Origin of the sequence: Actinosynnema sp. CA-299493, from assembly GCF_050946825.1 — a bacterium.
In the GTDB taxonomy this organism is placed as follows: Bacteria; Actinomycetota; Actinomycetes; order Mycobacteriales; family Pseudonocardiaceae; genus Actinosynnema.
The window spans coordinates 7,848,389-7,868,774 of record NZ_CP191993.1; the positions used below are offsets into that span (position 1 = coordinate 7,848,389).

The 20,386-nt window shown below is 72.3% G+C and carries 24 protein-coding genes; 4 read left to right on the forward strand and 20 right to left on the reverse strand.

What is annotated here, in order from left to right:
* Window positions 1-3 precede the first annotated feature (3 nt).
* From ACQPYE_RS33260 to thyX, 4 genes are all read right to left on the reverse strand, one after another.
* A complete protein-coding gene (locus tag ACQPYE_RS33260; protein WP_498717050.1) occupies window positions 4-624 on the reverse strand; it encodes a TIGR03085 family metal-binding protein in 621 nt (206 codons plus the stop codon).
* Between the two features lie 9 nt (window positions 625-633).
* The gene (locus ACQPYE_RS33265) at window positions 634-2,064 is read right to left on the reverse strand and encodes a serine/threonine-protein kinase (protein ID WP_498717051.1); all 1,431 of its coding nucleotides are present in this window, start codon (window positions 2,062-2,064) and stop codon (window positions 634-636) included.
* An 88-nt stretch (window positions 2,065-2,152) separates the two neighbouring features.
* Window positions 2,153-2,542 carry an ACT domain-containing protein gene (locus ACQPYE_RS33270; protein WP_498717052.1) on the reverse strand — a complete coding sequence of 130 codons (390 nt, stop codon included), beginning with the start codon at window positions 2,540-2,542 and terminating at the stop codon, window positions 2,153-2,155.
* Window positions 2,543-2,548: 6 nt separating this feature from the next.
* Window positions 2,549-3,301, reverse strand: a complete 753-nt coding sequence (gene thyX / locus ACQPYE_RS33275) for an FAD-dependent thymidylate synthase (protein WP_498717053.1) — start codon at window positions 3,299-3,301, stop codon at window positions 2,549-2,551.
* Between the two features lie 165 nt (window positions 3,302-3,466).
* Between thyX and ACQPYE_RS33280 the strand changes: the two genes are divergently transcribed.
* Both ACQPYE_RS33280 and ACQPYE_RS33285 read left to right on the forward strand, forming a co-directional pair.
* Window positions 3,467-3,991 (forward strand): toxin-antitoxin system HicB family antitoxin, encoded by a 525-nt coding sequence (locus ACQPYE_RS33280; RefSeq protein ID WP_498717054.1) that lies wholly within the window; start codon window positions 3,467-3,469, stop codon window positions 3,989-3,991.
* 9 nt (window positions 3,992-4,000) lie between these two features.
* Window positions 4,001-4,891: a DUF4097 family beta strand repeat-containing protein gene (locus ACQPYE_RS33285; protein ID WP_498717055.1), complete on the forward strand. Its 891-nt coding sequence runs from the start codon at window positions 4,001-4,003 to the stop codon at window positions 4,889-4,891.
* A gap of 7 nt (window positions 4,892-4,898) precedes the next feature.
* Here the strand turns inward: ACQPYE_RS33285 and ACQPYE_RS33290 are convergent, their stop codons facing one another.
* The 4 genes from ACQPYE_RS33290 to ACQPYE_RS33305 form a co-directional block, all read right to left on the reverse strand.
* On the reverse strand, window positions 4,899-5,537 hold the full coding sequence (locus tag ACQPYE_RS33290; protein ID WP_498717056.1) for a TetR/AcrR family transcriptional regulator: 639 nt from the start codon (window positions 5,535-5,537) through the stop codon (window positions 4,899-4,901).
* A 70-nt stretch (window positions 5,538-5,607) separates the two neighbouring features.
* Window positions 5,608-6,621, reverse strand: a complete 1,014-nt coding sequence (locus ACQPYE_RS33295) for an aldo/keto reductase (RefSeq protein ID WP_498717057.1) — start codon at window positions 6,619-6,621, stop codon at window positions 5,608-5,610.
* A 63-nt stretch (window positions 6,622-6,684) separates the two neighbouring features.
* On the reverse strand, window positions 6,685-7,905 hold the full coding sequence (locus ACQPYE_RS33300; protein ID WP_498717058.1) for a winged helix-turn-helix domain-containing protein: 1,221 nt from the start codon (window positions 7,903-7,905) through the stop codon (window positions 6,685-6,687).
* Window positions 7,886-8,782: an EamA family transporter gene (locus ACQPYE_RS33305; protein ID WP_498717059.1), complete on the reverse strand. Its 897-nt coding sequence runs from the start codon at window positions 8,780-8,782 to the stop codon at window positions 7,886-7,888. Before ACQPYE_RS33305 ends, ACQPYE_RS33300 begins: the two co-directional genes overlap by 20 nt.
* Before the next feature lie 106 nt (window positions 8,783-8,888).
* Here ACQPYE_RS33305 and ACQPYE_RS33310 point away from each other — a divergent pair, with 106 nt between their 5' ends.
* Window positions 8,889-9,440 carry a GNAT family N-acetyltransferase gene (locus ACQPYE_RS33310; RefSeq protein WP_498717060.1) on the forward strand — a complete coding sequence of 184 codons (552 nt, stop codon included), beginning with the start codon at window positions 8,889-8,891 and terminating at the stop codon, window positions 9,438-9,440.
* A 21-nt stretch (window positions 9,441-9,461) separates the two neighbouring features.
* Window positions 9,462-9,962 (forward strand): hypothetical protein, encoded by a 501-nt coding sequence (locus ACQPYE_RS33315; RefSeq protein WP_498717061.1) that lies wholly within the window; start codon window positions 9,462-9,464, stop codon window positions 9,960-9,962.
* On the opposite strand, the gene ACQPYE_RS33320 is transcribed toward ACQPYE_RS33315, so the two are convergent.
* The 12 genes from ACQPYE_RS33320 to truB all read right to left on the reverse strand — a co-directional run bounded on the left by ACQPYE_RS33320 (window position 9,910) and on the right by truB (window position 20,380).
* The gene (locus tag ACQPYE_RS33320; protein WP_498717062.1) at window positions 9,910-10,287 is read right to left on the reverse strand and encodes a PRC-barrel domain-containing protein; all 378 of its coding nucleotides are present in this window, start codon (window positions 10,285-10,287) and stop codon (window positions 9,910-9,912) included. The genes ACQPYE_RS33315 and ACQPYE_RS33320 overlap by 53 nt on opposite strands.
* A gap of 61 nt (window positions 10,288-10,348) precedes the next feature.
* Window positions 10,349-11,125, reverse strand: coding sequence for a cellulose-binding domain-containing protein (locus ACQPYE_RS33325; protein ID WP_498717063.1), 777 nt, complete (start codon window positions 11,123-11,125; stop codon window positions 10,349-10,351).
* Between the two features lie 228 nt (window positions 11,126-11,353).
* Window positions 11,354-11,809, reverse strand: coding sequence for a tetratricopeptide repeat protein (locus ACQPYE_RS33330; RefSeq protein WP_498717064.1), 456 nt, complete (start codon window positions 11,807-11,809; stop codon window positions 11,354-11,356).
* A gap of 54 nt (window positions 11,810-11,863) precedes the next feature.
* A complete protein-coding gene (dapB, locus tag ACQPYE_RS33335; RefSeq protein WP_498717065.1) occupies window positions 11,864-12,622 on the reverse strand; it encodes a 4-hydroxy-tetrahydrodipicolinate reductase in 759 nt (252 codons plus the stop codon).
* The gene (locus tag ACQPYE_RS33340) at window positions 12,619-14,025 is read right to left on the reverse strand and encodes a M16 family metallopeptidase (RefSeq protein WP_498717066.1); all 1,407 of its coding nucleotides are present in this window, start codon (window positions 14,023-14,025) and stop codon (window positions 12,619-12,621) included. Before ACQPYE_RS33340 ends, dapB begins: the two co-directional genes overlap by 4 nt.
* Entirely contained in the window at window positions 14,022-16,265 is a 2,244-nt protein-coding gene (locus tag ACQPYE_RS33345) for a polyribonucleotide nucleotidyltransferase (RefSeq protein WP_498717067.1), read from the reverse strand. The genes ACQPYE_RS33340 and ACQPYE_RS33345 overlap by 4 nt, the downstream gene beginning before the upstream one ends.
* Before the next feature lie 236 nt (window positions 16,266-16,501).
* Window positions 16,502-16,771 carry a 30S ribosomal protein S15 gene (gene rpsO / locus ACQPYE_RS33350; protein ID WP_498717068.1) on the reverse strand — a complete coding sequence of 90 codons (270 nt, stop codon included), beginning with the start codon at window positions 16,769-16,771 and terminating at the stop codon, window positions 16,502-16,504.
* 121 nt (window positions 16,772-16,892) lie between these two features.
* Window positions 16,893-17,345: a 2'-5' RNA ligase family protein gene (locus tag ACQPYE_RS33355; RefSeq protein WP_498717069.1), complete on the reverse strand. Its 453-nt coding sequence runs from the start codon at window positions 17,343-17,345 to the stop codon at window positions 16,893-16,895.
* Window positions 17,346-17,357: 12 nt separating this feature from the next.
* A complete protein-coding gene (locus ACQPYE_RS33360) occupies window positions 17,358-17,846 on the reverse strand; it encodes an XRE family transcriptional regulator (protein WP_498717070.1) in 489 nt (162 codons plus the stop codon).
* A 91-nt stretch (window positions 17,847-17,937) separates the two neighbouring features.
* Window positions 17,938-18,879, reverse strand: coding sequence for a bifunctional riboflavin kinase/FAD synthetase (locus ACQPYE_RS33365; RefSeq protein WP_498717071.1), 942 nt, complete (start codon window positions 18,877-18,879; stop codon window positions 17,938-17,940).
* Between the two features lie 200 nt (window positions 18,880-19,079).
* Entirely contained in the window at window positions 19,080-19,460 is a 381-nt protein-coding gene (locus ACQPYE_RS33370) for a hypothetical protein (RefSeq protein WP_498717072.1), read from the reverse strand.
* Window positions 19,461-19,477: 17 nt separating this feature from the next.
* Window positions 19,478-20,380, reverse strand: a complete 903-nt coding sequence (gene truB / locus ACQPYE_RS33375) for a tRNA pseudouridine(55) synthase TruB (protein ID WP_498717073.1) — start codon at window positions 20,378-20,380, stop codon at window positions 19,478-19,480.
* Window positions 20,381-20,386 lie beyond the last annotated feature (6 nt).

The following is a 20,386-nucleotide window of genomic DNA, read 5'->3' on the forward strand; positions in this document are numbered from 1 at the left end:
CGACTACATGCTCCGGTCGAGGCCGCGCACCAGCCGCACCGCCTCGTCCGGGCCGTCGTACTCGACCCGTGCGGCGGACCGGCCGAACACGTGCACCAGCAATTCCGAGACCTGCCCGGTCAGCACCACGGGGTCCGCCCCGCGCTTGGCCACGACCGCGTCGCCGTCCGGACGGCGCAGCACCACCCCGACCGGGCTCTTGCGGTACATCAGCCGGGCGGTCGGCGCGAGCCGCCGCCACAGCACCGCGTCTCGTACCGGATCGGGTGAACGCGGCGCCCAGTCGTCGCGCGCCCGGCGCACGTCCTCGTGGTGCACGAAGTACTCGACCGAGTTCACCAGCTCGTCGACCAGCGCGTAGGGCGAGTACCAGGGCGGGCCGCCGCGGACCAGCCCGAGCAGCTCGTCCCACGGCCAGGCCGCGAAGGCGTCCTGGACGCGCTGCGTGTGGCCGGCCAGCGGCTTGAGCAGGATGCCCGCCCCCGCGTCCGGCCGGCGGTCCCGCAGCACGAGGTGGGCGGCGAGGTCGCGGGTGCGCCACGGGTCGCACAACGTGGGCGCGTCCGGCCCCACCTCGGCGAACAGCTCGGTCAGCAGCCTGCGTTCGTCCTGCGCGACGCCCATGGCCTCACGCTACTTGGCGTGCAGCTGGTCCTTCAGCGCGGTGCCGTCCTTGTTCCACAGCACGCACGCCACGTCGCGGAAGCGCTTGTCCGACGACGAGGCCTTCGCCGGGTCCTCCGCCCAGACGCCCGAGGTGGGCACGACGGCGACGTAGCGGAGCTTGGTCTGCTTGTCCCGCACCGGCACCCGCTCGGACATGAAGTACATCGTGCAGAAGCTCTCCGCGTACGCGCGCAGCCACTCGTCGCCCGGGTAGGACATCTTGTCCGACCCGAACGGCTCCGCCGCCGCGTAGACCTCGACCCGGTGCGGCTCCTCGCAGTCGGTGTAGTTGACCGTGGTGTTGGGGTCGACCAGGTTGTCGCCGCACTGCCCGTTGCCCGCCTTGAACTGGGCGGGCTCGATCGTGCCGCCCGGCCCGTAGGTGACCGTCTCGGCCATCGCGGCGGGCGGCCCGTCGGTGAACCACCACCGGCCGAGGAGCACGCCCGCGACGAGCAGCGCCACGGCCGCCACCGCCGTGCCGGTGATCAGCGCGTTCTTGAGCCACGGCTTCCGCGCGGCGGTGGGCGGGGTGTAGTGCATGGTCGGGTTCGGCGCGCCGAACCCGGTCGGCGGGGTCGGCTGGGCCGCCGCGCGCTCCAGCATGGCGCGGGCCTGCGGGCCGGTCAGCCGGGCGTTCGGGTCGGGCATCATCAGGCCGGTGATCACCGCGCCGAGCACGCCGTGCGCCCTGGTCAGCCTGGGCATCTCGTTCATGATCGCGTGCAGGGTGGACGCGGTGGTCGGCCGGTCGTACGGGTTGGCGCCCTCGACGGCGTAGCAGAGCGTGGCGCCGAGCGCCCACAGGTCGGAGGCGGGCGAGGCCTCGTTGCCGTGGATGCGTTCCGGCGACATGTAGGCGGGCGAGCCGATGAGGCTGCCGCTGGTGGTCAGCCGGGGGTCGTCCACGGCCTGGGCGATGCCGAAGTCGGTGAGCTTCACCCGGCCGCTGGGCGTGACCATGAGGTTGCCGGGCTTGACGTCGCGGTGCACGATCCCGGCCTGGTGCGCGGAGTCCAACGCGGACAGCGCCTGGACGGCCATCGAGATGACCCGGTCCTGCGGCATCGGGCCGTGCGCGCTGATCAAAGTGGACAGCGTGGCGGCCTCGACCAGCTCCATCACGATGTACGTCATGCCGTGCTCGGCGACCACGTCGAACACGGTGACCACGCCGGGGTCGTTCAGCCGGCCCGCGGTGCGCGCCTCGCGCAGCACCCGTTCCTCCAGCACCCGGCGCTCCTCCAGCGCGATGCCGTCGGGCAGGTGCAGCTCCTTGATGGCCACCTGGCGGCCGATCACGTTGTCCTGCGCGCGCCAGACGACGCCCATGCCGCCACGTCCCAGCTCGGCGAGCAGGGTGTACCTGCCCGCGATCACGCGGGGTTGAACGCTCACACCTTGCGTCGGACCAGTCACCGTCACTCCTCGAAACCCGCGGACCGGGCGGAACGCTACTTCAGACCGCGTGTCGCCCGATCCGGTTTCACGGTTTCGTGACTTCGTGCCCGGACGACCGCAGCGCCTGCACGGCGCGGGCCAGGTCGCCCGACTTCACCAGCAGGTGGTCGGTGTCGTAGGTGGACAGTGCGAACAGGCTCACACCCGCCGCGGCCAGTTCACCCGACAGGGCGGCCATGATGCCAGTGAGGGTGAACTCCAGCGGACCGCGCACGGTCAGCAACCGCCAACCGGGCTGCGCGGTGCCCGCCTCCGGCGCGTGCTCGGCCGGGCACACGATCGACAGCTCGTCGGGTGTCCTGGTCACCGAGACCAGGCCGGGCGCGTCGAGCAGCCCGGACGGGACGGGCGCGTCGGCGGGCAGCCGCGCGACCGTGTACTCGCCCGGTCGGACGTCGACGATCAGCCGCTTCACCGGCCGTCAGCCTTCGGTGACCAGCGGGCTGGAGGCGACCTCGGAGCCGTCGGCCAGGGTGGAGATGGTGAAGTCGGCGAACACGTTGGCCGCCGCCTTCTGCAGCTCGCGCAGGCACTCCACCGCCAGCGCGCGGATCTCCACGTCGGCGTGCTCGGTGGCGCGCATGGCGATGAAGTGCCGCCACGCGCGGTAGTTGCCGGTCACCACGATGCGGGTCTCGGTGGCGTTGGGCAGGATCGCCCTGGCCGCCTGGCGCGCCTGCTTGCGGCGCAGGGTGGCGCTCGGCACGTCGGAGAACTTCTCCTCCAGGCCCTTGAGCAGCTCGGTGTAGGCCTCGACGCTGGCCTGCGCGGCGGCGAGGAACTTCTCGTGCAGCTCCGGGTCGTTCGCGATGACGTCCGGCTCGACCATGGCGGCGTTGCGCTCGGGCACGTACCGCTGGGACAACTGCGAGTACGAGAAGTGGCGGTGCCGGATCAGCTCGTGGGTGAGCGAGCGGGAGATCCCGGTCAGGTAGAAGCTGACCGAGCCGTGCTCCAGCACGGACAGGTGGCCGACCTCGATGATGTGCTTGATGTAGCCCGCGTTCGTGGCGGTGGCCGGGTTCGGCTTGGTCCACGACTGGTAGCACGCGCGGCCGGCGAACTCCGCCAGCGCCTCGCCGCCGTCGGCGTCGGTGGACCACGGGACGCCGTCCGGGGGGAAGAACTCCGTCTTCGCGATCAACTGCACCTTCGGCGCCACCGTCTCAGCCATGGCTCGAACCCTAACCGAAGCCGTTCCGTCCGTTGCCCGACACCGGGGCCCGGCCACCGCCGTTCGGCGGACACGGCCGCGTCCGTTCGCGGCGCGCGCCGTGCCGTCATGAACGACATCACCGTCCCGCTTGACTGATGTCAGGTTTGACGTCATGGTGGTGTCATGGATCTGTCGCCGTACATCGCCGCACTGCGCGAGGACCTCGCGACGGCCGCGTCCGCCGGGGACGACAACACCCGGCGCACCGCGGCCCTGCTGTCCGCAGCCTTGGAGCCCGCCGCGCGGCTCGCGCTCATGAACGCGCTGTCCGACCTGGCCGCGGAGGTCACCGCGGCCCTCGACGGCCCTGTCGTCGACGTGCGGTTGGACGGACGGGACGTGCAGGTGGTCGTCACCGGCACGGCCGCTCGGGAAGAACGCGAACCCGAGCCCCGGGAAGTTCCCCGGCCCTCCGCCGGTGACGCCACGCGCGTCACGCTGCGCCTGCTGGACGAGCTGAAGTCCAAGGCCGAGCAGGCGGCGGCGGCCCAGGGGCTGTCGCTCAACACGTTCGTCGCGCAGGCCGTGCAGGGCGCGGTCGGCGGGCGGCGCGGTGGTGGCGGCCACAAGCACTGGGGGCCGCCGAAGGACCAGTCGGGCGGCGATCCGTCGTCGTCCTCCCGCGTCCGCGGCTGGGTGCAGGGCTGAGGGGGAGTCGTGGAATCGGATGTCGTAGTGCGGCAGCAGAGCTTCGAGGTGGACGGAGCCGTGGAGATCGACGTGGCGCTGCTCGCCGGCCGGGTGCGGGTGCACCTGGTCGACGAGCCGGGCGTGCACGTCGAGGTCAAGCACGACCCGTCGCCGGGTGAGTCGTGGTCGGCGGGGCTGTCCGGACTGCTGAGCTGGGTGAACGACCAGTTCGGCACCGGGAGCGGGCAGCCGGCCGGGCCGGCGGAGGCGGTGCGCGACGCCCGGCTCGAACTGTCCGGTGGGCGGGTGAAGGTGCACTCGTCCAAGGCGCTGCCGCTGCGCGCCGTGCCGTTGAGCGTGACGGTGCGGGCGCCGGCCGGCTCCCACGTGATCACCAAGGCGGGCTCGGCGGACGTGACCGTGACCGGCGCGGCGGGCCGGCTGGAGCTCCACACCGGCACCGGTGACGTGACCGCGGATCGCGCGGACGCGTCGTCGCAGGTCAACTCGGGTTCGGGCAAGCTGAGGCTCGGGCCGATGCTCGGCGGGCTGCGGGCGAAGACCGGCAGCGGCGACGTCGAGGTGTCGTCGGTCGGCGGGAACACCGTGATCTACACGGGCACCGGCGACGTGTGGCTGGGCACCGTGCAGAACGACGTGCAGGTGCGCACGGGCGGCGGTGACGTCACCATCGCCGACGCCGCGTCCGGCCGGGTCCAGCTGGGCACCGGCTCGGGCGACGTCCGCGTCGGCGTGCGCCCCGGTGTGGCGGCGCAGGTCGACCTGGTCTCCAACTCGGGCTCGGCGCGCAGCGACCTGGACGTCTCCGACACCCCGCCGGCGGACGAGCCGTCCCTCTTCATCACCGGCCGGACCGGCAGCGGCACCGCCCTGGTCACCACGGCCACCACGGCCTGACCACCGGTCACGGACCAAGCCGCGGCGTGCGCACCCCCGATGCGCGCGCCGCGGCTTCCTGCGGCCTGGGCCGGAGCCCTGACACCAGGAGTGACACCACCGCGTCGAACACCGCGTCGACGCCCGGGGCGGACCAGTCGCCCGCGTGGGCCGGGTCGTGGAAGCGCGCGGTGGCCGCGAAGACGGCTCCGGCGCTGACGGCCGGGTCCTCGGTGGCGAAGTCGCCGGTGGCCACGCCGTCGGCGACGATCCGGGTGAGGTCGTCGACCATCGCCGCGATGTGCCTGGCGACGACGGAGCTGTTCTCGTTCACCAGCACGGAGAACGTGGCGAACAGCTCCGGGTCGCCCAGGGCCTTCTTGCGCTTGGCCTCGAAGAGGGCCGCCAGCCAGTCGCGCAGGCGCTGTGGCGCGGGCGTGTCGGCAGCGGCCAGCTCGGCGAGGCCCGCGTGCGCGCGGTCGAGCCAGCGCTGGGTGACGGCCTCCCGCAGCGCCGTCTTGGTCGGGAAGTGCCGGTAGACGCTGCCGTGGCTCACGCCCAGGGCGCGGGCCACGTCCACCACGGTCGCCTTGGCCGGGCCGAAGCGGCGCAGGACGTCCTCCGTGGTGCTGAGGATGACCTCCGCGGTCAGTGCGCCTTCCGCCACGTGGTGCTCCCTGGTGTCGCCGGCTGGTCCGGCCAATTGTGCGCGCACCGACCGGCGGCGCGGACCGCGGTCAGCGCTCGCTGTCCAGGTGCGCCATCAGGGCAGGCGCGTAGCGCTCGCCCGCCGCGGCGCCGGCCGGGACCGCCGCTTCGATCCGGGCCAGGTCCGGCTCGGTGAGCGTGACGTCCAGCGCGCCCAGTGCCTCGGTCAGCCGGTCGCGGCGGCGGGCGCCCACCAGCGGGACGATGTCGTCGCCCTGGGCCAGCACCCAGGCGATGGCCAGCTGCGCGACCGTCGCGCCCTTCTCGGCGGCCACCGCGCGCAGGGCCTCCACCAGCGACAGGTTGTGGTCGAGGTTCCCGCCCTGGAAGCGCGGCGAGACGGCGCGGAAGTCGCCGGCGCCCTTGACCGCTGTCCAGTGGCCCGAGATCAGGCCGCGCGACAGCACGCCGTACGCGGTGACGCCGATGCCCAGCTCGCGGGCGGTGGGCAGGATCTCCTCCTCGATGCCCCGGGAGATCAGCGAGTACTCGATCTGGAGGTCGGCGATCGGGTGGACCGCGTTGGCGCGGCGGAGCGTGTCCGCGCCCACCTCGGACAGGCCGATGTGGCGGACGCGGCCCTTCTCGACCTCCTCCTTGATCGCGCCGACGGTCTCCTCGATCGGGACGGCCGGGTCGAGGCGGGCCGGGCGGTAGACGTCGACGTGGTCCGTGCCGAGCCGGCGCAGCGTGTAGGCGAGGAAGTTGCGCACGGCCTCGGGCCTGGCGTCGTTGCCGTGCCAGCCGCCGTCCGCGTCCCGCAGCGCGCCGAACTTGACGCTGATCGCCACGTCGTCCCGGTCGCGCTCGCGCAGGGCCTGCCGGATCAGCAGCTCGTTGTGACCCATGCCGTAGAAGTCGCCGGTGTCGAGCAGGGTCACGCCCGCGTCGACGGCGGCGTGGATGGTGGCCACGCCCTCCGCCTCGTCGGCCGGGCCGTACAGGTCCGACATGCCCATGCAGCCCAGGCCGAGCGCCGACACCTCGGGGCCGGTCGTGCCCAGGACTCGACGCCGGGTCACGCGGTGGGTGGAGTTCGTCATGACTCCACTATGGGACTTGGCCTGACAGATTTCAACTTCTGTCAGCTGATCGAGTGGTCGCAGTCACCGCGCCACCGCCTTGAGCACCCCGGCGAGGTCTCCCTTGAGCACCACCTCGACGTCGTCCAGCTCCAGCCAGTCCGCCATGTGCCGCAGCTCGGCGGCCAGCTCGACCGCGACCCGGCCCACGTCCGCGGTCGGCTCGGCGTACGCCGCCTGCACCCGCAGCACGCCCGCCACCCGGTCCGCCTTCAGGTCGACCCGCGCCACCAGCTCGCCGTCCAGCAGGAACGGGAACACGTAGTAGCCGTGCACCCGCTTCGGCGCGGGCACGTAGATCTCGATCCGGTAGTAGAAGCCGAAGATCCGCTCGGTCCGGGCCCGTTCCCAGATCAGCGGGTCGAACGGGCACAGCAACGCCCGCCCGGTGATCCGCCGCGGCACGCGCGCCTCGACGTGCCGGTAGGCGGGCGCGCCCCACCCCCGCACCTCCACCGGCTCCAGCACCCCCGCCTCGACCAGCTCCGCCACGGCCTGCCGACTGCGCGCGGGCCCCAATCGGTAGTAGTCGCGCAGGTCGGGCTCCGTCGCCACGCCCAACGCCGTCGCCGCGCGCGTCACCAGCTCGCGCGCGCCCTCCTCCGCCGACACCGACGACCGCCGCGCCGACACCTCCGGCGGCAGCACCCGTTCGCTCAGGTCGTACAGCCGCTCGAAACCACGCCGCGACCCGGTGGTCAGCACGCCCTCGCCGAACAGGTACTCGCACACCTGCTTGACCTCGGACCAGTTCCAGCCCCAGTGGTCCTTCGCGCGCGGCCCGCCACCGGCCAACGCCTTCTCGATCGCGCCCGCGCCGACCGGCCCCAGCTCCGCCACCACCGCCAGGACGTCGTCCACGAGCCGCGGCGAGCGCTCGGCGACCGCCGCGTAGTTCTTCCACCAGCCGGGGCGCTTGGCCCCGGAGTGCAGCAGCGGCCAGTCCTCCACCGGCACCAGGCTCGCCTCGTGCGCCCAGTACTCCACCAGCAGCCGCGGCCTGCGCGCGCTGTGCGACCACGCCGCCTCGTCCACCAACGACGGCGCGTAGGCCCCGAGCCTGCTGAACAACGGCATGTAGTGCGCGCGGACGGCCACGTTCACCGAGTCCAGCTGCAACAACCTGACCTGGGACAGCACCTTCCGCAGGTGCCGCCGGGTGGGCGCGGAGGCGGGCCGGGGGTCGGCGAACCCCTGTGCGCCCAGCGCGATCCGGCGGGCGACGTCAGCGTTGATCTTCTGCACGAGGCGATACTCCCACCGGGGTACGACGTTTCCGCTCGGCCCGGACCACCAGCACCACCGCCGCGACCACCAGCAGACCGCCGAGCAGCTGCCGCACACCGAAGCGCTCGTCGGCCAGCCACACCCCGAGCACCACCGCGATCACCGGGTTCACGTACGCGTAGGTCGCCACCGTCGACACCGGCAACTGCCCCAGCACGTACACGTACGAGCTGAACGCCAGCAACGACCCGAACACCACCAGGTAGCCCCAGGCCACCCACGACGACGTGGTGATCGCGCCGAGCGACACCCGCTCCCCCGCGGCCAGCCCCGCCACCGTCAACGCCACCCCGCCGGCCAGCATCTCCACCGCCGACAACGCGAACGGGTTCGCCGGCGTGTCCAGCCGACCGCTCAGGAACGACCCCAACGCCCACCCGAACGCCGCCAGCAGCACCACCCACGGCCCCCACCACGACGTCTCGCCCATGTCGTCCGACAGCAGCACGGCCAACCCCACCAGGCCGATCGCCACGCCCGCGTACGTCACGCCGTGCGGCCGTTCACCGGTGATCCGCCGCATCAGCACGACGTACAGCGGCACGGCCGCCACCAGCAGCGCGGCCAACCCCGACGCCACCGACTGCTCGGCCAGCACCACGAGCCCGTTGCCCCAGGCGGGCAGCAGCAGTCCCAGCAGCACCGCCGAGCCGAACTGCCGCCGCGTCATCCGCAGCCCGCCGCGCCACGCCACCACCACCGCCAGCACCGCGCCGGCGAGGAGGAACCGCGTGCCGGCCGACACCAGCGGTGGCATCGACTCGATGGTGAACCTGATGCCCAGGTAGGTCGAACCCCAGACCACGTACACGACGCCCAACGCTGCCCAACGCACGTCACCGACGCTTTCACGCCGCACCGCCGCGATCACGCGGATTTCGGCCGCGGCGACCGTGACGTCCGACGCTCCCGGCCCGGACGGCGGCCGATAGGGTGCCGGCATGGCCGACGCCACCGTGCGCACCGCGCAGTCCGACGACGTGGCGGAGATCGCCCGCATCCACCGGGACACCTGGCGCACCGCCTACCGGGACATCGTGCCCGCCGAGGTCCTGTGGACCGTCGAAGTCGACCGGACCACGTCCGCGTGGGCCGAGGCGGTCGGGCACGGGCAGGTGTTCGTCGCCGCCGAGGGCACGTGGACGGTCGGTTTCTGCGTCGCCGGGTTGGCGCCCGAAGGAGAAGTGGCGCGCGCGGACGGTTCGCTGCCGCAGGACGCGGCGACGACCGCGCTGCTGAACGTGCTCGTGGAACCGCGCTGGGCACGGCGCGGGCACGGCGGCAGGCTGCTCGCCACGGCCGCCTCCCACCTGCGTGAAGCCGGTGCGACGAGGGGCGTCGCGTGGGTCCCGGAGGCGGACAAGGCGTTGATCGGCTTCTACGGCAAGGCGGGCTGGGAGGCCGACGGCACGGTCCGCACCCTGGACGCCGGCGGGCGGCCGTTGCGCGAAATAAGGGTTACCGGGGGGTTGTCCCTACTGCTCGAACCGTGACGGCGCGGGTAACCTCGCCCAGTGCTCGGGTGGTTGTGCCTCACGTTCGGCGTCGCCTTCGGCTCCGCGCTGTTACCCCTCATCAGCATCGAGATCTTCGTCATCGGGCTGGTCACCCAGCAACCGGGCATCTCGTGGTGGTGGATCGGTATCGCGGTCGCCGTCGGCCAGGTGCTGGGCAAGATGTTCTACTTCCTGGCCGCGCGCGGCTCGTTGCGCCTGCCCGCGGTCCTGAAGCGCGCGGAGAAACCGGACAAGGCGCTGTCGCCGTGGCGGCTGAAGTGGAAGACCAGGCTGGAGTGGGTGCGCGTGCGCTGCCACCGGCACCCCCACTGGATGTTCGGCACGCACGCGGTGAGCTCCGTGGTGGGGCTGCCGCCGTTCATGTTCACCACCGTGCTGGCGGGTCTGGCCGGCATGTCGTCGTGGTTGTTCATCTCCACCAGCGTGGCCGGCCGGTTCGCCCGGTTCAGCGTGCTCGCCGCCTCGCCTGCCGCGGTGGCTGGCTGGTGGGTGCACTGACGGCGCGCTGGTGGCGCACCAGGCGCTGCTCGGGCAGCCTCAGCCCGTAGTGGTCGTGCAGCTCGGCCTGCTCGGCTTCCGAGAGGTCGCGGTCGCCGACCTTCGGCGCGTCCTCCACCTCCCGCTTGTCCACCGGCACCACGAGCCTGCGGTCGTGCACCTGGGCGCCGCGGATCGGGACGAGCGTCGTGCCCCCGTCGCCGCGCACGGAGGCCCACAGCGGCCGGTTGCCGGCCAGCCACACCCCCGCGACGGGTCCGATCGGCCGACCGTGCCGGTCCAGCACGTCACAGTCGTAGAGGCGGTCCACTGCTACGCGATCCATGCCCCCTCGATTACCCCGCCGTTCGGGTCAGCGCGCGGTGGACCACCCGGTCGTGTGACGCCTAGAGCCGTTCGTCGGGGTCACCCACCCGTCGGAGGTGGCGGCGCACGACGAGCAGGACGGCGGTGCCCACCGCCGCCACGAGCAGGCTGATGACCAGGCCCAGGCGCAGCGCGTCCACCCCGCTGTCGGGGCTCACGTCCGCGGACAGCACGACCGCCGGCTTCGGCGACGCGGTCGGCCAGGTGACCGCGGCGCCGGCTGCCGCCGACGACTCCGACGGGGTGGTCGTGACCGTCGACGTGGACGAGGACGCCGAAGTCGTGGTAGCGGTCGTCGTCGTGGTCGTGGCGGACGGCACGGTCGTGAGCGACGGCGTGGACGTCGGCTCGGGCGGGTCATCGGTCGTGTCGGCGGTCACCGGCACGCCGGTGCACGGCACGCCGTCCACGGTGAACGACGTCGGCGCGGGGTTGCTGCCCGACCAGGCGCCGTTGAAGCCGACCGTCACCGACCTGCCCGTGGCCAGCGCGCCGTTGTAGGCGGTGTTCTTCACCCGCACGGTGCTGCCGCTCTGGCTGAACACGCCGTTCCACGTCTCGGACGTGATCCGCTGCCCGGCGGTGAACGCCCACTCCAGGGTCCACCCCGGGAGCGGGTCGCCGAGGTTCGTCAGGGTGACGCGCGCGCCGAACCCGCTCCGCCACTGGTCGGTGACCTGGTAGGCGACGTCGCAGCCGACCTCGGCGCGCGCGGTGGCCGTCGGCGTGACGAGACCGGTCGCGACCAGGGCCGCGGCGACGGCGAGAGCCGCCCGGACGATCCGAGCGAAGGTCATGGGCACTCCTGGGGACGGGCGGCGGTTCGCCTGATTCTTCCCCAGGAAACCGGCCCGGTCAGCCGATCACGAGCGCGATGCCCAGCGCGACGACGACGACCAGGCAGGCGACGGTCACTCTCAGGGTCTCGCAGGACTTGGCCACGTCACCCACGGTAACCGTGCCCACCGAAGGTTCCAAGGTGACAGAGGGTGAAGACCGAATGAATCGCGTCTCACCCGACTGGATTAAGCCTGATTCGTCGGCAGCGAGAACAGGTCGATCGCTTTCCGCATGGTCTCGCGGGCCCGGCCGCGGTCGCCGGCCAGGTCGTAGGCCTGCGCGAGCAGGAACCACGCCCGCCAGTCCTCCGGCCGCGCCTCGACGTCGACCCGGCGCTCCTCGAACCAGGCGTCGGCCGCCTCCCGCTCGACTCGGCCGGACGGGCGGCGCGGCAACCCGGACGTGTCGAGGAGCGCGCCCTCGGCGTCGAGCTGCCGCGCCATCCGCTCGGTGGTGAAGCCGAACCTGAGGTTCGTCCACGCGATCCACGCGCCGATCAGCGGCAGCAGGAGCACGCCGACGCCGAGGCCGATGCCGACCGGGTCGCCGGTGCCCAGCAGCACCGCGGCCCTGCCGCCGAGCAGCACGAAGTACACCGCCAGCGCGGCGGTGATCACGAACGCGACGGTGCGGGTCTTCACGGTGTCGGCCCCGTCGGGAGCGGCGTCAGCCGCAGCGGCGTCATCACGGGCAGGTCAGAGGTCCATGTACCGGTCGAGCCCCACCGAGAGCCCGGGGTGCTCCGCGATCGACCGCACGGCCAGCAGCACGCCGGGCATGAACGACTTGCGGTCCAGCGAGTCGTGCCGCAGCGTCAGCGTCTCGCCCTCCGTGCCGAACACGACCTCCTGGTGCGCGATCAGCCCGGCCAGCCGCAGCGAGTGCACCCGCACGTCGTCCACGAGCGCGCCACGCGCGCCGGGGGCCTCCTGCGTGGTCGCGTCCGGCATCGGGCCCAGGCCCGCCGCCGCGCGCGCCCGCGAGATCAGCCGGGCCGTGTGCGCGGCCGTGCCGGAGGGCGCGTCCACCTTGCGCGGGTGGTGCAGCTCGATGACCTCGGCCGACTCGTAGTACGGGGCGGCCAGCTCCGCGAACCGCATGGACAGCACGGCGCCGATGGCGAAGTTCGGCGCGATCAGCACGCCGAGTTCCGGCTTCGGTTCGAGCCACTCGGCGACCGTGCCCAGCCGCCGCGCGTCGAACCCGGAGGTGCCGACGACGGCGTGGATGTCGTTGTCCACGCAGAACCGGATGTTGTCCATCACCACCTCGGGGCTGGTGAAGTCGACCGCGACCTGGGCGCCGGCGTCGGCCAGGTTGAACAGCCAGTCACCCGCGTCGACCATGGCGACGACTTCCAGGTCCGCCGCGGCCTCGACCGCGCGGCACACCTCGGCGCCCATGCGGCCCCTGGCGCCGATGACGCCCACGCGGAGTGGTTCTGCGGAACTCAAGAGATCACCTCGTGCACCTGGGACGGCAGATCGTCGGCGTGAGCGTAAGGGCCGACCACGGCGGCGGCGACGGGGCGTCGCAGCAAGTCCTTCGCCAACGTGGCGACGTCGGCCGCGGTGACCTCGTCGATGCGCGCCAACGTCTGCTCCACGGACAGGTAGTCGCCGTAGTTCAGCTCGCCCTTGCCGATGCGCGACATCCGCGAGCTGGTGTCCTCCAGGCCGAGCACGAGCCCGCCGCGCAGCTGGCCCTTGCCCCGGGCCACCTCCGCGTCGCTCAGCCCGTCACGGGCCACGGTGGACAGCACCTCGCGCACCACACCGGCCACGTCGCCGAGCCGGTCCGGCTGGCAGCCCGCGTACACCGACAACGTGCCGGCGTCCGCGTAGAGGCCGACCGACGAGTACACCTGGTACGCCAGGCCGCGCCGTTCCCGGACTTCCTGGAACAGCCGCGAGCTCATGCCGCCGCCCAGCGCGGCGTTGAGCACGTTCAACGCGAACCGGCGCTCGTCGTGCCGGTCGAGCCCGCGCACGCCCAGCATCAGGTGCGCCTGCTCGGTGTCGTCGGAGTGCAGCACCAGCTTGCGCGAACCGGGGATGCGCGCCCGACCCGCCCGGGGCACGACGGGCGTGCCGACGCCGTCGAGCCGGTCGCCGATCTGCTTGCGCACCAGGCGCATCACGTGCGCGTGGTCGATGTTGCCCGCCACCGCGAGCACCATCCGCGGCAGCGTGTAGCGCTTCTTGTAGAAGCCGAAGAGGGCGTTGCGGTCCATGTCTCCGATGGACTGCTCGGTGCCCAGCACCGGACGGCCGAGCGCGTGCTCGCCGAGCAGGGCGTCCAGGAACGCGTCGTGCAGCAGGTCTTCCGGGTCGTCGTCGCGCATCGCGATCTCTTCGAGCACCACGCCGCGCTCGGTCTCGAAGTCGCGCGGCTCGCACAGCGCGTCGAACACCACGTCGCAGACCAGGTCCACCGCCAGCGGCAGGTCCTCGTCCAGGACGTGCGCGTAGTAGCAGGTGTGCTCCTTGGCGGTGAACGCGTTCAGCTCGCCGCCGACCGCGTCGATCTCCTCGGCGATCTGCGCGGCCGTGCGGTTCACCGTGCCCTTGAACAGCAGGTGCTCCAGGTAGTGCGCGGCGCCCGCGACCTCGACCCGCTCGTCGCGCGAGCCGACCTGCACCCACAGGCCGACCGACGCCGACCGGACGCCCGGGATGCGCTCGGTGATGACCCGCAGCCCGGACGGCAGCACGCTGCGGCGCACGGCCACGCCCGCGTCACCGCGTTCCAGCGACACCGTGCTGCCGGGCTTCTGCAGGTGCCCGAGCCGGCGCGCAAGCGGACGGCCGCGGGCGCCAGAAGCACCCGCGGCCGTCCTGTTGACGCTTGTCGTCACTGCGCGTTGGCCTCGGCCTCGGCGGGTGCGGCGTCCTGGGCGGGGTTGTCCGCGGCCGGGGCCGCGTCCGCGTCCTCGTTCACCAGCACCAGGCTGATCTTGCCGCGCTGGTCGATGTCCGCGATCTCCACGCGGAGCTTGTCGCCGACGTTGACGACGTCCTCGACCTTGTTGATGCGCTTGCCGCTGCCCAGCTTGGAGATGTGGATCAGGCCGTCCTTGCCCGGGAGCAGGGACACGAACGCGCCGAACGCCGCGGTCTTCACCACGGTGCCCAGGAAGCGCTCGCCCACCTTCGGCAGCTGCGGGTTCGCGATCGCGTTGATCAGGTCGATCGCGGCCTCGGCCGACGGGCCGTCCGCCGCGCCGACGTAGATCGTGCCGTCGTCCTCGATGGAGATGTCGGCGCCGGTCTGCTCGGTGATCGAGTTGATCATCTTGCCCTTCGGGCCGATGACCTCGCCGATCTTGTCGGTCGGGATCTTGACCGACGTCACGCGCGGCGCGAACGGGCTCATCTCGTCCGGGCTGTCGATGGCCTCGGCCATGACCTCCAGGATGGTCAGGCGCGCGTCGCGGGCCTGACCCAGGGCCGCGCCGAGCACCTCGGACGGGATGCCGTCCAGCTTGGTGTCCAGCTGCAGCGCGGTGACGAACTCCTTGGTGCCGGCGACCTTGAAGTCCATGTCGCCGAACGCGTCCTCGGCGCCGAGGATGTCGGTCAGCGCGACGTACTCCGTCTTGCCGTCGACCTCGTCGGACACCAGGCCCATGGCGATGCCCGAGACCGGCGCCTTCAGCGGCACGCCGGCGTTGAGCAGCGACATCGTGGACGCGCAGACCGAGCCCATGGACGTCGAGCCGTTGGAGCTCAGCGCCTCGGAGACCTGGCGGATCGCGTAGGGGAACTCCTCGCGCTTGGGCAGCACGGGCATCAGCGCCCGCTCGGCCAGCGCGCCGTGACCGATCTCGCGGCGCTTGGGCGAGCCCACGCGGCCGGTCTCACCGGTGGAGAACGGCGGGAAGTTGTAGTGGTGCAGGTAGCGCTTGTGCGTCTCCGGGGCCAGCGAGTCGATCTGCTGCTCCATGCGCAGCATGTTCAGCGTGGTGACACCCAGGATCTGGGTCTCGCCGCGCTCGAACAGCGCCGAGCCGTGCGCCCGCGGGATCAGCTCGACCTCGGCCGACAGCGACCGGATCTCGGTGAGGCCGCGGCCGTCGATGCGGACCTTGTCGCGCAGGATGCGCTGGCGCACGAGCTTCTTGGTCAGCGAGCGGAACGCCGCGCCGACCTCCTTCTCGCGACCCTCGAACTGCTCGGCCAGCTTCTCCAGCACCGACGCCTTGATCTCGTCGATGCGGGACTCGCGCTCCTGCTTGCCGCCGATGGTCATCGCCTGGCCCAGCTCGCCGGACGCGGCCTGCTCGACGGCCTCGAAGGCGTCGGCCTGGTAGGCCGGGTAGGTCGGGAACTCGCCGGTGGCCTTCGCCGCGACCTGCGCCAGCTGGGCCTGCGCGTCGCACAGCGCCTTGATGAACGGCTTGGACGCCTCCAGACCGGCGGCCACGACCTCTTCGGTCGGCGCCTGCGCGCCCTCGCCGATCAGGTCGATGACGTTGTCGGTGGCCTCGGCCTCGACCATCATGATCGCGACGTCGTCACCGACGACGCGACCGGCGACGACCATGTCGAAGACGGCCTTCTCGAGCTGCTCGTAGGTCGGGAACGCCACCCACTGGCCCTCGATCAGCGCCACCCGGACGCCGCCGATGGGGCCCGAGAACGGCAGGCCCGCGAGCTGCGTCGACGCCGACGCGGCGTTGATCGCCACGACGTCGTACAGGTCGGCCGGGTTCAGGCTCATCACCGTGATGACGACCTGGATCTCGTTGCGCAGACCGTCCACGAAGGACGGGCGCAGCGGCCGGTCGATGAGGCGGCAGGTCAGGATCGCGTCGGTCGACGGGCGGCCCTCGCGGCGGAAGAACGAGCCGGGGATGCGGCCCGCCGCGTACATTCGCTCCTCGACGTCCACCGTGAGGGGGAAGAAGTCGAAGTGCTCCTTGGGGTGCTTCGACGCCGTCGTCGCCGACAGCAGCATCGTCTCGTCGTCCAGGTAGGCGACGACCGAGCCCGCCGCCTGGCGGGCCAGGCGACCGGTCTCGAAGCGGATGGTGCGCGTGCCGAACCGACCGTTGTCGATCACGGCTGAAGTCTCGTGGACCTCGATGTCCGTCATATGGGTACTCCTCGTCATGCGGGTCACAGCGCGCTCACGGCGCGGGGATCGCGGTTCGGACGAGGCCGGTCTTCGATCGAAGTCCCCTGGGTTTCGCACACCAGGGGGCCACTACCGAGGACCGGCGAACTGTCGTCCCGTTCGCCGCGCGTGCTTCCCTCGTCTTGTCTTCGCGTCTTGTCTACGAACTACGCCGAGGGGGAGTGACCGCGGTGGTCACTCCCCCTCGGCACGTCTCACCTGCGCAGGCCGAGCCGACCGATGAGGTCGCGGTAGCGCTGGATGTCCACCTTCGAGAGGTAGTTGAGCAGCCGGCGGCGCCGGCCGACCAGCAGGAGCAGGCCACGACGCGAGTGGTGGTCGTGCTTGTGCTGCTTCAGGTGCTCCGTCAGGTCGGCGATGCGCTTGCTCAGCAGCGCGACCTGGGCCTCGGCGGAGCCGGTGTCCGTGTCGTGGACGCCGTACTCGGTGAGGATGGTCTTCTTCTGATCGGTGGTCAGTGCCACGTGCTCGCTACTCCTTGTGCTGGTAAGTGCCGTGCGGCCCCACGTGAGCGGGGTAGTCGGTACTGGCCGCCACGGACCGCAGCCAGACCCAAATGTCGAGGTTACCAGCAGTGGTCGCGCGCTACCCGTCTGACGTGCTCAAGCGCACCCGGTCGAGCACCGCGTAGCCCTCGGCCGGGTGGCTGCGGACCAGCGCGACCTCGGTGGCCGTCCACTCACGACCGGTGAACTCCACGTGCGGCAGCACGGCGCCCCGGGCCACGGTGAGGTGCGGTCGCCAGTCCGGCGGCACGTCGGCCGCCCCGCCCAGCTCGGCCAGCGCGCCGTCCACCCCGATCCACAGCACCTGGCGGAACGTGCCGCTGCCGCGCAACCTCAGCACGGGCGCGGTCACGCGGTCGAGGCCGTCGAGCGGGCCGGCGGGCCCGGTCTCGCCGAAGAACCGGACGGTGACGTGCCAGCGGGCCGGGTGCTGCCAGCGCAGCCGCGGGTGCGCCGCGCGGTGCGGGCGGAGGGCGTCGTGCAGCTCGTCGACGACGTCGGCGGGCGGGAAGATGGCGGAGAAGAGGCTCACGAGCGGCGCGGGTCAGGCGTCGCGGCCCTTGCCCGCGCGGCGCAGCAGCTCCGCGAGGGCCGGGAAGTCCTCGCCGAGCACGTCGGCGGCCTGCGACAGCTCGCGGCGGTCGGCCAGGCGGCGCAGGAACGGGAACACCACGGCCTCGTCGTCGGCGCTGCCGTTCACCGGCAGCGAGTCGCGGCTCACGGTCGGCTTCGACTGGCGGACGTCCTCCAGCGCGCGTTGCAGCGCGTCGGGCGAACCGGAGGCGACGTCGGGCGTGAGGACCTTGCGCTCCAGCATGATCATCCGGGCCAGCACGGAGGGGTTGCCGATCTTGGCCCGCCGTCCGCTCATGACCTGGCTCAACATCGGGGCGCTGATGCCGAGCACGTCCGCGAGCTGGGCCTGGGAGACGCTGAACGCGACCACGAGCCGGCGCACCCGGTCGCCCAAGGGTTCCCCGTACCACTCCCGCTGCAACGCGAGATTGCGCTGGACGATCTTGTGGTCCTCCACCTTCGCCTCTCCCCTGACCGACGGACGTGACAGGCATCTTGCCAGGTCGGCGGGCGTCGCACGGTCGGTTCCACCCACCTGGTTCAACCCGTCAGGCGTCACCCGGATCCGGCAGGAGGTCACGCGTCGTGGCCACGTCGCGGTGCATCTGCTCCAGCAGCGACTCGACGCTGTCGAACTTCTCCATGTCCCGCAGCCGGCCCACGAAGTCGAGCGCGACCCGCTGGCCGTAGAAGTCCTCGTCCACGTCGAGCACGAACGCCTCCACCCGCCGTTCCCGGCCGGAGAACGTCGGGTTGGTGCCCACGCTCACCGCGGCCTTGAGGCGGCGGCCCGAACCGTGCACGAACCAGCACGCGTACACGCCGTCCGCGGGCACGGCGGCGAACCGCGTGGTGGACAGGTTGGCCGTGGGGAAGCCCAACTCCTTGCCGCGGCCGTCGCCGCGCACCACGATGCCCTCCAGCCGGTGCGGCCGGCCGAGCGCCTGCGCGGCGGCGGCCACGTCGCCCGCGTCGATGCACGCCCGGATGTACGTCGACGAGTACGTGACGCCGTCGTCTGTCACCAGATCCGCCCCCTCGGTCACGAAACCGAACCGCTTGCCCAGCGCGCGCAGCAGGTCCACGTTGCCCGCCGCCCGGTGGCCGAAGGTGAAGTTCTCCCCCACCACCACGGCCGCCACGTGCAGCCGGTCCACCAGCACCTCGTGCGCGAACTCGTCGGCGGGCGTGCGCGCCACCTCGGCGGTGAACGGGATCACGCAGAACACGTCGACGCCCAGGCCCTCGACCAGTTCGGCGCGCCGGCGCAGGCTGGTGAGCTGGGCCGGGTGGCTGCCCGGCCGGACCACTTCGGACGGGTGCGGGTCGAAGGTGATCAGGACGCTCGGCACGCCCTTCTCCTCGGCCAGCCCGACCGCGCGGTCGATCAGCGCCTGGTGCCCGCGGTGGACGCCGTCGAACACGCCGATGGTCACCACGCAGCGGCCCCAGCCGCCGGGCAGGTCGTCGAGCCCTCTCCAGCGTTGCACGCGGGCCAGCCTAGGGGGTCGGCCACCGCGGGCCGGCCGAGGTCGGGCCAGTCGTGACGGATGTCGCGACGGGAGCCCTCGCCGGGTCTCGGTGAACGCCGAGCGGGGGCACGACCTCGCGCACAACCGGGTGATCCGGGTCCGGCACGGGAGTCGCGGTGACGTCCCACGGGGCCGCACGACCGCGGTCCTGCCACCACCTAGTCGTGACGGATGTCGCGACCGGCCTGGTGGACGGTGCCGCCGTCGCGCGCGACCGCCGTCTGGTTGACTGTGGACGGCGAGTTGATCGTGAGGCCGCCGCCGATGTCACCCGCCTGCACCACGGGGCCGGTCACGGTGCCGCTGACGCTGTTGTGCACGGTCGGCGCCGGTGGCCGCGGGTCCGGCGCCGGGTCGCCGGTCGCGGTCGGCTTGGCCGTCGCCTGCACGCGCAGGGCGATGACCACGCCCAACGCGGTGAGCAGCAGGACCGTCACCCACGCCCACGGGTTCGCGCCGCCGTCGGTGGCGAGGTTGATCGCCACCCCCGTGGCCGACGTGACCACACCGGCCGCGGCCGGCCACACCCATCTCGACATGCCGTCCACGGTAGGCCTCATCCGATCGGGGTGAGTACCACCAACGGTTTGGTGATCGGTCCCTCGTCCTTCGCCAGCGCCACCACGTGGCCGTCCGGTCCGAAGACGCCGTACGTGCCGTCCAGCCCACCCGCGGCCAGGCGCTGGCCGTGCGAGAGGGCGACAGCCTCGCGCGGCGCGATCTCCCGGCGGGGGAACGCGGTGGCCACCGCGGAGTCCAGGTCCAGGGACAGGCCCGGCGCGCTCTCCAGCTGCTCCAGGGTCTTGGCCACGCGCAGGTCGAACGGGCCGACGCGGGTGCGGCGCAGGGCCGCCAGGTGGCCGCCGACGCCGAGGTCCGCGCCGAGGTCACGGGCCAGCGCGCGCACGTAGGTGCCGGACGAGCACTCCACCATCACGTCCAGCTCGGTGACGCCCTCGCCCTCGCGGCGGATCGACAGCACGTCGAAGCGGTGCACGGTCACCGGGCGCGCCGGGATCTCCACCACCTCACCGGCGCGGACCCGCGCGTAGGCGCGCTTGCCGTCGATCTTCACCGCGCTCACCGCGCTGGGCACCTGCTCGATCGGGCCGGTCAACCTCGCCACGCCGGCCCGGATCGCGTCCTCGTCCACTTCGGACGCGTCGGCCGTGGACAGCACCTCGCCCTCGGCGTCGTCGGTCGTGGTGGAGGAGCCGAGGCGGATCGTCGACAGGTACGCCTTGCTGTCCAGCGCCAGGTGGCCGAGCAGCTTGGTGGCCCGCTCGATGCCGAGCACGAGCACGCCGGTGGCCATCGGGTCGAGCGTGCCCGCGTGCCCGACCTTGCGGGTGCCGAGGATGCGGCGGACCTTGGCCACCACGTCGTGGGAGGTCATGCCGTCGGACTTGTCGATCACGACGAGGCCGGGCGGGACAGGAGGACGAGAAGATGCGGACACGGACGA

Coding starts and splice junctions, on each gene's coding strand:
- ACQPYE_RS33260 (WP_498717050.1), bottom strand. CDS start 624: ATGGGCGTCGCGCAGGACGAACGCAGGCTGCTGACCGAGCTGTTCGCC.
- thyX (WP_498717053.1), bottom strand. CDS start 3,301: ATGGCTGAGACGGTGGCGCCGAAGGTGCAGTTGATCGCGAAGACGGAG.
- ACQPYE_RS33280 (WP_498717054.1), top strand. CDS start 3,467: ATGGATCTGTCGCCGTACATCGCCGCACTGCGCGAGGACCTCGCGACG.
- ACQPYE_RS33295 (WP_498717057.1), bottom strand. CDS start 6,621: ATGACGAACTCCACCCACCGCGTGACCCGGCGTCGAGTCCTGGGCACG.
- ACQPYE_RS33310 (WP_498717060.1), top strand. CDS start 8,889: ATGGCCGACGCCACCGTGCGCACCGCGCAGTCCGACGACGTGGCGGAG.
- ACQPYE_RS33320 (WP_498717062.1), bottom strand. CDS start 10,287: ATGGATCGCGTAGCAGTGGACCGCCTCTACGACTGTGACGTGCTGGAC.
- ACQPYE_RS33325 (WP_498717063.1), bottom strand. CDS start 11,125: ATGACCTTCGCTCGGATCGTCCGGGCGGCTCTCGCCGTCGCCGCGGCC.
- ACQPYE_RS33345 (WP_498717067.1), bottom strand. CDS start 16,265: ATGACGGACATCGAGGTCCACGAGACTTCAGCCGTGATCGACAACGGT.
- ACQPYE_RS33370 (WP_498717072.1), bottom strand. CDS start 19,460: ATGTCGAGATGGGTGTGGCCGGCCGCGGCCGGTGTGGTCACGTCGGCC.